At 64.2% G+C, this 12,809-nt stretch carries 13 protein-coding genes; 3 read left to right on the plus strand and 10 right to left on the minus strand.

Annotation, left to right across the window (positions count from 1 at the left end; all coding sequences use genetic code 11):
- The first annotated feature begins 206 nt into the window (after window positions 1–206).
- A complete protein-coding gene (locus tag E3T31_RS18645) occupies window positions 207–1,076 on the plus strand; it encodes an endonuclease domain-containing protein (protein ID WP_370304348.1) in 870 nt (289 codons plus the stop codon).
- A gap of 61 nt (window positions 1,077–1,137) precedes the next feature.
- Here the strand turns inward: E3T31_RS18645 and E3T31_RS05875 are convergent, their stop codons facing one another.
- The 10 genes from E3T31_RS05875 to E3T31_RS05920 form a co-directional block, all read right to left on the minus strand.
- Entirely contained in the window at window positions 1,138–1,989 is an 852-nt protein-coding gene (locus E3T31_RS05875) for an HAD family hydrolase (RefSeq protein WP_241977689.1), read from the minus strand.
- On the minus strand, window positions 1,986–2,558 hold the full coding sequence (locus E3T31_RS05880) for a GNAT family N-acetyltransferase (RefSeq protein WP_166788398.1): 573 nt from the start codon (window positions 2,556–2,558) through the stop codon (window positions 1,986–1,988). The genes E3T31_RS05875 and E3T31_RS05880 overlap by 4 nt, the downstream gene beginning before the upstream one ends.
- A 32-nt stretch (window positions 2,559–2,590) precedes the next feature.
- The gene (gene trpS, locus E3T31_RS05885) at window positions 2,591–3,595 is read right to left on the minus strand and encodes a tryptophan--tRNA ligase (RefSeq protein ID WP_134467918.1); all 1,005 of its coding nucleotides are present in this window, start codon (window positions 3,593–3,595) and stop codon (window positions 2,591–2,593) included.
- Window positions 3,592–4,449: an exodeoxyribonuclease III gene (locus E3T31_RS05890; RefSeq protein WP_134467919.1), complete on the minus strand. Its 858-nt coding sequence runs from the start codon at window positions 4,447–4,449 to the stop codon at window positions 3,592–3,594. The genes trpS and E3T31_RS05890 overlap by 4 nt, the downstream gene beginning before the upstream one ends.
- 9 nt (window positions 4,450–4,458) lie before the next feature.
- Entirely contained in the window at window positions 4,459–5,532 is a 1,074-nt protein-coding gene (locus E3T31_RS05895) for a YihY/virulence factor BrkB family protein (RefSeq protein ID WP_134467920.1), read from the minus strand.
- Window positions 5,533–5,597: 65 nt separating this feature from the next.
- Window positions 5,598–6,359, minus strand: coding sequence for a succinate dehydrogenase iron-sulfur subunit (locus E3T31_RS05900; RefSeq protein ID WP_092448923.1), 762 nt, complete (start codon window positions 6,357–6,359; stop codon window positions 5,598–5,600).
- Window positions 6,359–8,179, minus strand: coding sequence for a succinate dehydrogenase flavoprotein subunit (gene sdhA / locus E3T31_RS05905; protein ID WP_134467921.1), 1,821 nt, complete (start codon window positions 8,177–8,179; stop codon window positions 6,359–6,361). Before sdhA ends, E3T31_RS05900 begins: the two co-directional genes overlap by 1 nt.
- Window positions 8,180–8,196: 17 nt before the next feature.
- Window positions 8,197–8,649: a succinate dehydrogenase hydrophobic membrane anchor subunit gene (locus E3T31_RS05910; protein ID WP_134467922.1), complete on the minus strand. Its 453-nt coding sequence runs from the start codon at window positions 8,647–8,649 to the stop codon at window positions 8,197–8,199.
- Window positions 8,650–8,661: 12 nt separating this feature from the next.
- Window positions 8,662–9,075: a succinate dehydrogenase, cytochrome b556 subunit gene (gene sdhC / locus E3T31_RS05915; RefSeq protein ID WP_134467923.1), complete on the minus strand. Its 414-nt coding sequence runs from the start codon at window positions 9,073–9,075 to the stop codon at window positions 8,662–8,664.
- 110 nt (window positions 9,076–9,185) lie between these two features.
- Complete coding sequence (locus E3T31_RS05920; RefSeq protein ID WP_134467924.1) at window positions 9,186–10,358, minus strand: glycosyltransferase family 1 protein; 1,173 nt, start codon at window positions 10,356–10,358, stop codon at window positions 9,186–9,188.
- Between the two features lie 82 nt (window positions 10,359–10,440).
- Between E3T31_RS05920 and E3T31_RS05925 the strand changes: the two genes are divergently transcribed.
- The gene (locus E3T31_RS05925) at window positions 10,441–11,562 is read left to right on the plus strand and encodes a mannose-1-phosphate guanylyltransferase (protein ID WP_134467925.1); all 1,122 of its coding nucleotides are present in this window, start codon (window positions 10,441–10,443) and stop codon (window positions 11,560–11,562) included.
- 44 nt (window positions 11,563–11,606) lie between these two features.
- Entirely contained in the window at window positions 11,607–12,668 is a 1,062-nt protein-coding gene (locus tag E3T31_RS05930) for a BMP family protein (RefSeq protein ID WP_134467926.1), read from the plus strand.
- Window positions 12,669–12,809: the final 141 nt, after the last annotated feature.

Below are 12,809 nucleotides of genomic sequence, written 5' to 3' on the forward strand. Positions count from 1 at the left end.
GGTCCAGTTTCTGGGGCGGGTGAGAAATTGCAGGAGTTATGCGGCACGGGGAGTTATGCAACGTGCTGAAAGTCCTTTCCACAGATTCGTCGTCGCACGGTCACAGCGCCTGCAGATTTACGACGATCATGGACATGAATCCATTTTTGAAGTCTCCTACTCGCGAGTGCCGCATCGTCAGCCGACAAGATCTATTGAGCAGCGGGATGCGACCGGAACACATCACGGCAGCCGTGCGCAGCAATACGATAATCCGAGTTCGCCGCGATCATTACGCTCTTCCTGGAACGGACCGTCACACACTCGAGGCCGTACGAGTGGGTGGCCGCGAAGCCTGCGTCTCGGCAGCACGTGAGATTGGCTTCTTCGCTTTCGATTCGCAGTTCACGCACGTGCATATTCCGCGCGAGGGATCGCGTCTGCGCAGTCCCCACCGTAGGCAGGTTCCCCTCGCGGCGGCCCCGCGGTATGGCGTCGAGCTGCACTGGTGGCCACTCATCGATGCGAGCGACGGTACAGAATACTGCGTCGGAGCGCGCGATGCCGTCGCCCAGATCATCCGGTGCCAAGAACCACGTTTCGCTCTGGCGGCGCTCGACACGGCCTTGCACGAGCACAAGATCGAAGCGTCCGACCTCGGTGAGATTTTTGCCTCCGTCCCCGAGATCTACCGCGATTTGCGGGCTCGGATCGACGCGCGAGTAGATGCCGGCCAAGAATCCGTCGTGCGCGATCTGTTCCGCTCCGCCGGGTACCGCTGTGATATTCAGGTGTACATCGATGGGGTCGGCCGCGTCGATGTGCTCGTCGAGGGTTGTGTGGTCGTCGAGGCGGACAGTCAAAGTCACCACAAGGCCTGGGAAGAACACATTCGCGATCGAACCCGCGACCGTCTGTTGGCCTCGCTCGACTACCTGACGCTCCGAGTGCTCTACCAGGACATCATGTTTGACCCGCAGGGTGTGCTCCTCGCTCTGCAAAAACTCATCCATATTTGCCGCCAGGGCAGCCCACGCGCTTTGACCTTTGTAACCGGTGGGCCTTCCTCGTGCATAACTCCTGCAAAATCCTGGTAGCCGTGACGGATTGCCCGTGATCTCGGGCATCTCAAATCGGTCGGCGACAATTTTGCAGGAGTTATGCGGGCAGGCATCCCCCTGACTGCCCGCTGAGCGCACGGGGCAGCTCGGCCAGTGTCTCGATCCGAAGGATGCCTCGGTGTGAGGCATCGATTTTGTCGGCTGGCGCAACCGGGGCAGCGGATGCCCCGGCACGATCCAGCCAGACCCCCGTCAGTCCCGCAGCGGCCGCGCCCACGGCATCCGTTTGAAGTCGATCGCCGACATACACCGCCGCCTCCACCGGCACGTCGAACAGCGCGCAGGCGTGCTGGAAGATGCGCGCGTCGGGCTTGGCGACGCCGAGCGCACCGGAGGTTATGACGTGCTCACACCGTTCTGTCAGGCCGACCCGACGAATCTTCTCGCCCTGAAACACCGGATCGCCGTTCGTGATCAGGCCAAAGCGCACACCGGGCAGAACGTTGGCCAGCGCGTCGAGACAGGGCAGCGCATCGTCGTGCAGCCGCCAACTGGACCGATAGCTCAAGAAGTAGGCGTCGAACCAGGAGTCGGCCTCGTCGTCGGTCAGAGAAATGTGGAACGATGCCGCGAAGTCACGGGCTCGGGCGCGCCGCTGGCCGGCAAAGTCCAGAGCCCCAGAAAGATAGGAGTGATAGTGCTCCTCCTCCAGCGCGTTCCACAGACTGGTCGCTGCGGTGCGATCGCCGGTGGCGAAGACGCCGCCGATCCGGTCGAGGTACAGCAGAATGCCCGCCGCGACCGCTCCCCGGTGCTCGAACAGGGTGTCGTCGAGGTCGAACAGGACGACCTGCGGCGGCGTCACCGGTCGCCCAGGGTGCACGGTGTGCCCGGCCGATCGGACATCTCCTGCGCTCGCGGCCCCAGCTTCCGGCGCTGGCTCGGTCACCGGGCCAAGGCTTCGGCAGGCCAGTCGGGCTGCGGGGTGCGGTCATCTGCGGCGGCGAGGTGCGCCTGCCAGGAATCGGGGGAGGTTCCGTCCCGGTGCGGGGCAACGGATGGCCCCACTCCGGAGAACCGAAACCCCGACTTCCAGGCCGTACGCGCCGAGGCGACGTTTCCAATCAGGCACTCCCAGTGCAGAACATCCACGATTCCGGATGAGAACGCCCAATCCGCCACGAGCCGTTGGGCCTCTGGCATGAGACCGCGGCCCCGATGCGGGGCGCCCAACCAGAAGCCGATGGATCCCATCCGGTGCACCGAGGCGTCGGCCGCGACGGAATCACCGGTGAGGCGCAGCCCGATCACGCCCAGCAGGTCCGCCCCGGGCGCGTCGCGCAGCGCCCAGGTATATTCTCGATCGGACATCCATCCGGAGGGAACATACTCACTGAGGAATCCATCGGCGTGCTCCCGGCGGTACGGCCACGGGACGGTCAGAAAACGCTCGAAGACCGGGTCTTGGCAATACTCGAACACCCCATCGGCGTCGCCGGGCACCGGCTGATCGAGCACGACCCCGGGTGACGACAACGTGAACGGACGCATCAGCGGCGGGGGAGGAAGCCCACGCGGTCGTAGACGATGGCCAGGGTTTCGTCCGCGACGGCTGAGGCCCGCGCGGCGTTCGACGCGAGTACCCGGTCGAGTTCGGCCGGGTCGCCGAGTAGTTCGGCTACGCGCTCGCGAATGGGGTCAAAGGTACCCAGGACGACCTCGACCAGTCCCTTCTTCAGATCGCCGTAGCCGCGCCCGGCATACTCGTTCTCCAGCGACTCGATCGACTGTGAAGCCAGCACGGAGTAGATGGTCAGCAGGTTGGCCACGCCGGGCTTGTTCTCGCGGTCGAAGACCACGCCGCCATCGGCATCCGTCACGGCCCGCATGATCTTCTTCTTGGTGACCCCGGGCTCGTCGAGCAGCCAGATCACTCCGGCGTGCGACTCGGCCGACTTCGACATTTTCGACGTGGGATTCTGCAGGTCGTAGATCTTCGCGGTCTCCTTCACGATCGCCACCTCGGGAATCGTGAAGGTGTCGCCGAACCGTGAGTTGAAGCGCAGCGCGAGGTCGCGGGTGAGTTCAACGTGCTGGCGCTGGTCCTCTCCGACCGGCACCACCGTGGTCTGGTAGAGCAGAATATCCGCCGCCATCAGTGTCGGGTAGGCGAACAGGCCCACGGTCGTCGCGTCGGCGCCGTGGCGCGCGGACTTGTCCTTGAACTGGGTCATGCGGCTGGCCTCGCCGAACCCGGTGATGGTGTTCAGCACCCAGGCCAGCTGCGCGTGCGCCGCGACATGCGACTGCACATACAGCGTCGACGCCGACGGGTCGATCCCGGCCGCAATGTATTGCGCCGCCGTGCCGCGGGTGTTCTCCCGCAGCTTCAAAGGCTCTTGCGCGACGGTGATCGCGTGCAGGTCGACGATGCTGAAGAACGCGTCGTGGGTTTGCTGCAGCGACTTCCAGTTCAGCAGCGCGCCAATGTAGTTGCCGATCTGCAGGGACTCGGCGGAGGGCTGCATGCCCGAATAGAGGCGGGGTTTGGTCATGAGTTCAACGCTCCAGAAAGGTCATAGTCGACAACGACGGGGGAGTGGTCGCTCCAACGCTGGTCGTACGCTGCGGCCCGGTCGACCGCATACGACACAACGGATGCCGCCAGCTCCGGGCTGGCCAGGTGGTAGTCCAACCGCCATCCGGTGTCGTTGTCGAATGCCTGGCCGCGCTGAGACCACCAGGTGTATGGACCCTCAACCTCGCCGGCCCACTTGCGTCCGACGTCCACCCAGCCGAGTCCGGCGCCCGCGTTGTACAAATCGTCGCCTTCAGCGCCGAGGATACGGTCGAAATACTCACGCTCCTCCGGCAGAAAACCGGCATGCTTCTTGTTGCCGCGCCAGTTCTTAATGTCGAGCGTGCGGTGCCCGACGTTGAGGTCGCCGAGCACGAGCGCGAGCGGGCTGTGCATGCTCAGCTCCGGCAGCCGAGCGATCATGGCGTCCAGAAACTTGTACTTCTCCACCTGCTTGGGAGTGTCCGTCTCGCCGGAGTGCACATACGTGCTCACCACGGTGATGATCTGGCCGTTGACCTCGTAGTCGGCTTCGAGCCAGCGGCCGGCGCTGTCGAATTCCTCAGCACCGAGGGCAACGCGATGAATGGATGCCCCCGCGCGGCTTGCCAGGGCAACCCCGGCGCGGCCCTTGGCGGTGGCGGCGTCGTGCAGAATATTCCAGTCCGGACCGAGCAGCCCCTCGAGGTCTTCGGTGGAGGCACGCACCTCTTGGATGGCCAGAATGTCGATGTCACGGGCATTCAGCCAGTCGCCCATTCCCTTGCGGTACGCGGCTCGTACCCCGTTCGTGTTGATGCTGGCAATGCGGAGAGGTTTGGCTGCAGACATGGGTCAAGTCTAGTTTGGGGCGTCCGCCGCATCTGCCCGGGCAAAACCTTCGACGACAGCTTCGGCAGCCCTGAGCCGCCGCCGGGCACCCCACCGGGCATACCAGGGCGAGGCATCGAGATCCGCTCTGGCGGCGGTGAGCTCGCCCTGCGCGGTCAGCCTCAGGGCATCGTGCATTCGCTGCGCCTGGTCTTCCGACGCCTCATCGGCGCTGAGCGTGCGGGGCGGAATCCCCGCATCGTCCATCCCCACCGCAATCCACGACGCCGCGATCAACGTGACCGTGCTCACCAGGTTGAACCAGATCAGCAGCCCGATGATCACCGCAAAGGTCGCCAGCAGCGGGTTGCGGCTGGCGCCGCCGAGCAGCGCACCACCGAGAATTTTGAGCAGGCCAAGCGCCAACCCGCCGAGCAGCGCGCCGGCGAACAACCGCCGTACCGGAATGCGTACCCGCGACAACACCCGGAACAGGGCGGCCAGGGTGAGAGTGTCGATGACGAGCACGACGGCCAGGCCGATGGCTCGGGCCGAGGCTTCGTAGAAGAACGAGTCCTGCGGTATCTGAAAGATGCCAAAGAGCAGGCCGAGCAGCGCGGTGCTCGCGAGCGAGACGATCGCCGACAACACGAGAGCCAGGCCGAAGACCAGCCCGAGGCCGAGCTCGCGCAGCTTGACCAGCAAAAAGAACGTCGTCTGCTGCGGCATGTCAAAGACGGTGCGCACCGCCTGCGCCGTCGCCGACAGCCAGCCGAGCGCGGTCAGCAGCAGTCCGATCAGGGCGATTGCTCCGGTCCAGGTGAGAATGCCGGCGGTGGCGAGCAACTCGGGGTCGATGATGCCGTCGGTGCCGATCAGTCCCGGAATCGACTGGTTGATGATCGCGTAGAGCGCGTTCAGCAGGCCCTGATTCGCGGTCAGAAAGAGCCCCGCAATCGAAAAGCCCACCCAGACAGCCGCGAAAATGGCGAAGATCGCCTGATAGGACATTCCAGCGGCGAGGATGCTGCCACCCACGTTGTTGAAGTGGTTCACCACCCGCACGGGTCGCCACGCCTGAATACGCGCTACAAGCTCTTTCACAGTGTCAGCTTAACCAAAGACACCCCCATCGAAGTGACGGGGGTGTCTTTCCTTTAAGAAATCAGTTACGCCTTGCCACGCATAATGGCCTGCTTGACCTCGGCGATGGCCTGGGTCACCTGGATGCCGCGGGGGCAGGCATCCGTGCAGTTGAACGTGGTGCGGCAACGCCACACGCCCTCTTTGTCATTGAGGATGTCGAGGCGCACCTGGGCGCCATCGTCCCGCGAATCGAAGATGAAGCGGTGGGCGTTCACGATGGCGGCCGGGCCGAAGTACTGGCCGTCGGTCCAGAACACCGGGCAGGCCGAGGTGCAGGCGGCGCAGAGAATACATTTCGTCGTGTCGTCGAAGCGCGCGCGCTGGGCGACGGTTTGAATGCGTTCCTTGCCCTTGACCGGGGTGACGCTGTTCATGAGGAACGGCTGCACCTCTTTGAACGACGCGAAGAACGGCTCCATGTCAACGATGAGGTCCTTCTCCAGCGGAAGGCCCTTGATTGCCTCCACGTAGATCGGCTTCGTGACGTCGAGGTCCTTCATGAGCGTCTTGCAGGCCAGGCGGTTGCGGCCGTTGATGCGCATCGCATCCGAACCGCAGACCCCGTGCGCGCAGGAACGACGGAAGGTCAGTGAACCGTCCTGCTCCCACTTGATCTTATGCAGCGCGTCGAGCACCCGGTCGGTCGGGTAGAGCTGCACGTCGAAGTCCTGCCAGTGCGGTTCGTCGTCGACCTCGGGGTTGAACCGACGCACGATGATCGTGGCGGTGAACGACTTGATCTCTTCGGGAACGATGGGCTTGTTGTCGATCGTGGCGGTACTCACTAGTACTTCCTCTCCATCGGCTGGTAACGGGTGATGACAACCGGTTTCCAGTCGAGTTTGATGTGGTCGGCGGCGTCCGCCGACATCGCGTCACCCTTGAGGTACGCCATGGTGTGCTTCAGATAATTCTCGTCATCGCGAACGAGGTAATCTTCACGCTGGTGGCCGCCGCGGCTTTCCTTGCGGTTGCGGGCGGAATAGACGACAACTTCGGCCAGGTCGAGCAGAAAGCCGAGTTCGACGGCCTCGAGCAGGTCGGTGTTGAACCGGCGGCCCTTGTCCTGCACACCGATGTTCTTGTAGCGCTGACGCAGCAGGTGGATGGTCTCGGTGACCTCGGCCAGAGACTCGTCGGTGCGGAACACCTGAGCCTTCTTGTCCATCTCCTCCTGCAGAATCTTGCGCAGCACGGCGATGCGTTCGGTTCCGGTCGATGAACGGATGCCTTCCAGCATTTCGCGCACTTCCCCGGCCGGGTCTGTCGGCAGCGGAACGAATGACGCCGTCTTCACATACTCGACCGCATTGATACCGGCGCGCTTGCCGAACACGTTGATGTCTAGCAGCGAGTTGGTGCCGAGGCGGTTGGAGCCGTGCACCGAGACGCAGGCGCATTCGCCGGCGGCGTACAGCCCGGGAACGACGACCTCGTTGTTGCGCCAGACTTCGGCCTTCACATTGGTCGGGATGCCGCCCATCGCGTAGTGCGCGGTCGGCATGACCGGGACAGGCTCGGTGACCGGGTCGACGCCGAGGTACGTGCGGGCGAACTCGGTGATGTCGGGCAGCTTGGTCTCGAGCAGTTCCTTGCCGAGGTGGGTGCAATCCAGGTAGAGGTAGTCCTTCTCCGGACCGGCACCGCGACCCTCCGCAACCTCCTTGAGCATGCAGCGTGAGACGATGTCACGCGGGGCGAGGTCCTTGATGGTCGGCGCGTAGCGTTCCATGAAGCGTTCACCGGAGGCGTTGCGGAGGATTGCTCCCTCACCGCGGGCGCCCTCGGTAAGGAGGATGCCCAGCCCGGCCAGGCCGGTCGGGTGGAACTGGAAGAACTCCATGTCCTCCAGCGGCAGGCCCTTGCGCCAGACGATACCGACGCCGTCACCGGTGAGGGTGTGGGCGTTCGAGGTGGTTTTGTAGATCTTTCCGAAACCACCGGTGGCGAAAATGAACGCCTTGCCCTGGAACACGTGCAGCTCGCCGCTCGACAGGTCGAGGGCGACCACGGCCGACGGCTGGTCGACGCCGTCGACGTTGGTCATGACGAGGTCCAGCACGTAGTACTCGTTGAAGAAGTTGATGCCGCGCTTGACGCAGTTCTGGTACAGCGTCTGCAGAATCATGTGGCCGGTGCGGTCCGCGGCGTAGCAGGCCCGGCGAACCGGGCTCTTGCCGTGGTCGCGGGTGTGGCCACCGAAACGCCGCTGGTCGATCTTGCCCTCTGGCGTGCGATTGAACGGCAGGCCCATGTTCTCGAGGTCGATGACCGCGTCGATGGCTTCCTTGGCCAGGATCTCGGCGGCGTCCTGGTCAACCAGGTAATCGCCACCCTTGATCGTGTCGAAGGTGTGCCATTCCCAGTTGTCTTCCTCGACGTTGGCCAGCGCCGCGGCCATGCCGCCCTGGGCTGCACCGGTGTGCGAACGCGTCGGGTAGAGCTTGGAGATGACAGCCGTGCTGGCATGGGGGCCGGCTTCGATGGCGGCGCGCATGCCAGCTCCACCCGCTCCCACAATGACGATGTCGTGCTGGTGGTAGTGCACACCGTCTACGACGGTGGACTCCGGGTTTGCGCCGGTGGGTGCTGTGGGGGATGTCATTTTTTTGTGTGCAGCTCCTATAGGGACTTACAGAACGAGGCCACGAGGTCGGCAGGCGCACCGGCGGGGCAGGGATCGAAGGTGAACACCACGAGGGTGCCCAGCACGATCAGGGCGACGACACTGACCAGGATCGCGACCTTCAGGATGCCGCGGCTGATACGCGAGGTCGCGTAGTCATTGACCAGGGTGCGCATGCCATTGCCGCCGTGAATCAGGGCGAGCCAGAGCATGATGATGTCCCAGGTCATCCAGAACGGGTTGGTCAGCTTGCCGGCGACGAACGCGAAGTTCAGGGCGCTGACGCCCTCACCGATCATGAGGTTGACGAACAGGTGGCCGAAGATGAGCACGACCAGCACGACGCCGGAGACGCGCATGTAGATCCAGCCCCACTTTTCCCAGTTGACGCCGCTCTTTTTCGTGGAGCGAGTGTACGGGCTGCGGGGAGCGTCGATTGTTGAAGTCATGTCTGTCGCCCCCTAGTGGCTGAACACGTTGATGAGGTGGCGCGGCACGAAGCCCAGCATGGTGACGACCCACAGGCCGATGACGACGTAGAACAGTACGCGCTGGTACTTGGCGTTCCAGAAGTCGATCAGAATGATGCGCAGTCCGTTGAAGGCGTGGAACACGATGGCGCCGACGAGGGCGACCTCACCGAGACCCATGATCGGCGTCTGGTACTGCCCGATGACCGCGTTGTACGCTTCGGGGCTGACCCGCACGAGTGCCGTGTCGAGAATATGGACGAGCAGAAAGAAGAAGATCGCGACACCGGTGATGCGGTGTAAGACCCAAGACCACATGCCCGTGTCACCCCGATACAGGGTGCCGGCGGGGCGACGTGATGTCGTCTTCTGCTGAGAATCTAGGGTTCCTGCCTTCTGTGGCATGAACAACCCTCCCTGGCTGAATTATGGCTCTTTAGTGAGACCGAGAATGTGCTGTGAGCACATACCGTTAGTCTACAAGTGCGCCGCCACATCGTGCCGGTTAGGTTAACCTAACGCTGCATGGATGGGGGTACATGCGTGTCGGCCCGCACTGCGCGACGCTCGTCAATGGCCTGTTCGTAGTAGTCGACCAGGTCCGCGCAGACCGTCGGCCAGGAGCGTCCGAGCACGGCGCGGCGCCCGGCTTCCCCCATGCGCGCCCGCAGCGCCGGGTCGCCGACCAGCTGAGATACCCAGTGCCGTAGGTCGCGGTCGTCGTCCGGCCGAAACAGGTAGCCGTTCTCTCCGTGGGCGACCAGGTCGATCGGCCCACCGGCGTAGGGCGCGACCACCGGCAGCCCGGTGGCGTGGGCCTCCTGGATGGTTTGCCCGAAGGTCTCTTCGGTACCGGCGTGCACGAACAGGTCGAAGCTCGCGTAGGCAACGGCCAGCTCCGCGCCCGAGAGCCGGCCCAGCCAAGTCACGGATATGCCGGCCAGCGCTCGTCCTATAGACGCCACGCTCGGCCCGTCACCGACCAGCGCCAAACGGATGCCCGGCAGCCCGCGCAGGGCGCGCAACCGCTCGACCTGTTTCTCCGGAGCCATCCGACCGACGTAGCCGACGATCACGTCGCGCGGTGCGCCGATGGCGTGCGCTGGCGAAATGCGTTCTCGCAGCGCAGCGACGGCCGGGTCATTCTTGACGTTCGGGTGGAACCCGTTGAGGTCAACGCCACGGGTCCACATCGCCAGGCGTGGTACGCCGAGCCGCAGCAGGGCGGCCATCGACGACGACGACGGCACCAGGGTTCGAGTGGCACCCTCGTGCACCCACTTCACGAAGCGCCAGGCCAGCGCGGTGGCCGGGCCGAGGTGATTGCGGTGGGCGTAACCGGCGACATCCGTTTGAAAAATCGCGACCGAGGGAATGTCGAGCCGATTCGCGGCGCTGATGCCCTGTGCTCCGAGCAGAAACGGGGAGGCCGCGTGCAGCACGTCCGGCCGAAAATCGGCGAGCAGTTTCTGCACCTGGGGACTGGGGATACCGACCGGAAACTGGCGGTAGTTGAGCGCTGAAACGGTGTGCACGGGAAAGCCCGCGTATTCCGCCGGGGCGCCGTAGGGTGCGATCACCATGGCCTCGTGCCCGGTGGCCGCGAGGTGCTCGAGCACCTTGCAGACGCTCGTGGTCACCCCGCTCACGGTGGGGAGGAAACTTTCGCTGATGACTGCGATCCGCATGGTTCGAAAGTAGGCCGCGGGCGTTGCCGTCGGGTGGCCGGTGGGTGAACAGTCGTAGCGACCTCAGCGATAGTCTGGGGCGATGATTACGTCCAGTGAGCCCCTCGACCGCCTGTACAGCGTGATTCCCGCCGGCGGCATCGGTTCCCGGCTCTGGCCGCTGTCACGAGCGGATGCCCCGAAATTTCTGCATGACCTCACCGGTTCCGGTCACACCCTGCTGCGCGATACCTGGGATCGCCTCGTTCCGCTCTCCACCGAGCAGCGCATCATGGTCGTCACCGGGCGCGCCCACCGCGCCGCCGTCGAGCTGCAGCTGCCCGAACTGGCCGACCCGAATGTTGTGCTGGAGAGCGAACCGCGCGACTCGACCGCTGCGATCGGCCTCGCGGCCGCGATTTTGCAGCTGCGCGAACCCGGCGTCATCATCGGGTCGTTTCCGGCCGACCACGTCATCAAGGGCGATGCTCAGTTCCGGTCGGCTGTGACCGAGGCTGTCGCCGCGGCGGACGCCGGTTACATTGTCACCATCGGTATTCAGCCGACCGAGGCTGCAATCGGCTTCGGCTATATCAAGAGCGCAGCCTCGCTCGATATTGAAGGTGCGTCGACCGCTCTCGCCGTCGACTCCTTCGTGGAGAAGCCCAGCCCCTATATCGCCGAAGGCTACCTCGCCGACGGCAACTACCTCTGGAACGCCGGCATCTTCATTGCCCGCGCCGACCGGTTGCTAGCGGAAATCGAAGCGGCAGAGCCGGAACTGCACGCCGGCCTCATGCAACTCGCCGAGGCCTGGGACACACCGGCCCGCGGCGCCGTCGTCGACCAGGTCTGGCCACGCCTGAAGAAGATCGCCATCGACTACTCGGTGGCCGAACCCGCCGCCGCCGCCGGCAAACTGGTCGTCATTCCCGGCCAGTTCGACTGGGACGACGTGGGCGACTTCGCCTCGATCGCCAAGCTGCACTCCGGCGGACGCAAAGCCAACCTCGCCATCCTGGGTGAGGGTGCCCGAGTGCTCGCCGACTCGTCGAGCGGCATCGTGGTCAGCCACACCGGGCGCATGATCGCGCTGATCGGCGTCGAGGACATCGTCGTCGTCGACACCCCCGACGCCCTGCTGGTGACGACGAGTGCCAATGCCCAGAAAGTCAAGGCGGTCGTCGACGCGCTCAAGCTGTCCGGTTCGAGCGACGTGCTCTAGGCCCAACCTGACTAGAATTCCAGTTCATGCTTAAGGAAGTGTCTATGCGCCGCTTGATTGCCGTATCTGCCCTCGTGGCATCCGCTGTGCTGCTGGTCGGCTGCGCGCCCGCACCGACACCGACCGCGACACCGGATGCGACGGAGCCGGAGTACTGCGCGCGCATGGTCACAAACTCGGGCGGTCTCGACGACCGCTCCTTCAATCAGTCCACCTGGGAGGGGCTGCAGGAAGCGGCGACGAAGTACAACATTGACACCGACGCGATCGTGTCGACGGCGGAGACCGACCTCGCACCGAACGTGAGCCAGGCCGTGGCGACCGGATGCCAGTTCGTGCTCACCGTCGGTTTCGAGCTCGCCGATGCGACCCTCGCCGAAGCCACCAAAAATCCCGACGTGCACTTTGCGATCGTCGACGAGTTCGTGGACGCGCCGAACGTGAAGCCGATCGTGTTCGATACCGCCCAGGCCTCGTTCCTGGCCGGGTACCTCGCGGCCGGCGTCACCAAAACCGGCAAGGTGGGAACATTTGGCGGCGGCAACCAGCCGCCGGTCACTCTGTTCATGGACGGTTTCGTCGATGGTGTCGCCATGTACAACGACAAGCACGAGACGACGGTTGAGGTACTCGGCTGGAACAAGGACGCCCAGGACGGCTCCTTCACCGGCGACTTTGAGGACGTGAACAAAGGCAAGTCGTTGACCCAGACGCTGATCGATCAGGGCGCGGACATCATTCTGCCGGTGGCCGGTCAGGTCGGCCAGGGCGCGGCGGCCGCTGCCATCGAGAACCCGGGCGTATCGATCATCTGGGTCGACAACGACGGGTATATCACCCTGCCGGCCCAGTTTCAGTCGGTCGTGCTCACCAGCGTGCTGAAAAACACGTCAGCGGCGGTCGTCGAGACGATCGGAGCTGACCTCGAGGGCAGCTTTGACAACGAGGCCTTCGTCGGCACGCTCAAGAACGGCGGCGTCGAAATCGCCGATTTCCACGATCAGTCCGCCCTGGTCTCAGCCGAATTGGTGGACGAACTCGAACAGATTCGCGCCGCGATTATAGCGGGGATCATCACAGTGACCGGCCCCAGCACACCCCAATAGGGGAAATTCGTTTCGCCAATGTCGCGGCTTGGTAACGACTCGGTCGCGCACGCACAATGCTCATCTGCGCAGCGTCTCATTGGGTAACGTGGATCGCACCACGCCCGTGCGATCTCGCTGGGCAGCACCCTGGAGGTCATC

The sequence above is a fragment of the Cryobacterium sp. TMS1-13-1 genome (genome assembly GCF_004403125.1).
In the GTDB taxonomy this organism is placed as follows: Bacteria; Actinomycetota; Actinomycetes; order Actinomycetales; family Microbacteriaceae; genus Cryobacterium; species Cryobacterium levicorallinum.

Bases quoted from the DNA above. Each gene is read 5' to 3' on its own strand.
- E3T31_RS18645 (WP_370304348.1), top strand. From the start codon at position 207: ATGCGACCGGAACACATCACGGCAGCCGTGCGCAGCAATACGATAATC.
- trpS (WP_134467918.1), bottom strand. From the start codon at position 3,595: ATGACCAAACCCCGCCTCTATTCGGGCATGCAGCCCTCCGCCGAGTCC.
- E3T31_RS05890 (WP_134467919.1), bottom strand. From the start codon at position 4,449: ATGTCTGCAGCCAAACCTCTCCGCATTGCCAGCATCAACACGAACGGG.
- sdhA (WP_134467921.1), bottom strand. From the start codon at position 8,179: ATGACATCCCCCACAGCACCCACCGGCGCAAACCCGGAGTCCACCGTC.
- E3T31_RS05910 (WP_134467922.1), bottom strand. From the start codon at position 8,649: ATGACTTCAACAATCGACGCTCCCCGCAGCCCGTACACTCGCTCCACG.
- sdhC (WP_134467923.1), bottom strand. From the start codon at position 9,075: ATGCCACAGAAGGCAGGAACCCTAGATTCTCAGCAGAAGACGACATCA.
- E3T31_RS05920 (WP_134467924.1), bottom strand. From the start codon at position 10,358: ATGCGGATCGCAGTCATCAGCGAAAGTTTCCTCCCCACCGTGAGCGGG.
- E3T31_RS05925 (WP_134467925.1), top strand. From the start codon at position 10,441: ATGATTACGTCCAGTGAGCCCCTCGACCGCCTGTACAGCGTGATTCCC.
- E3T31_RS05930 (WP_134467926.1), top strand. From the start codon at position 11,607: ATGCGCCGCTTGATTGCCGTATCTGCCCTCGTGGCATCCGCTGTGCTG.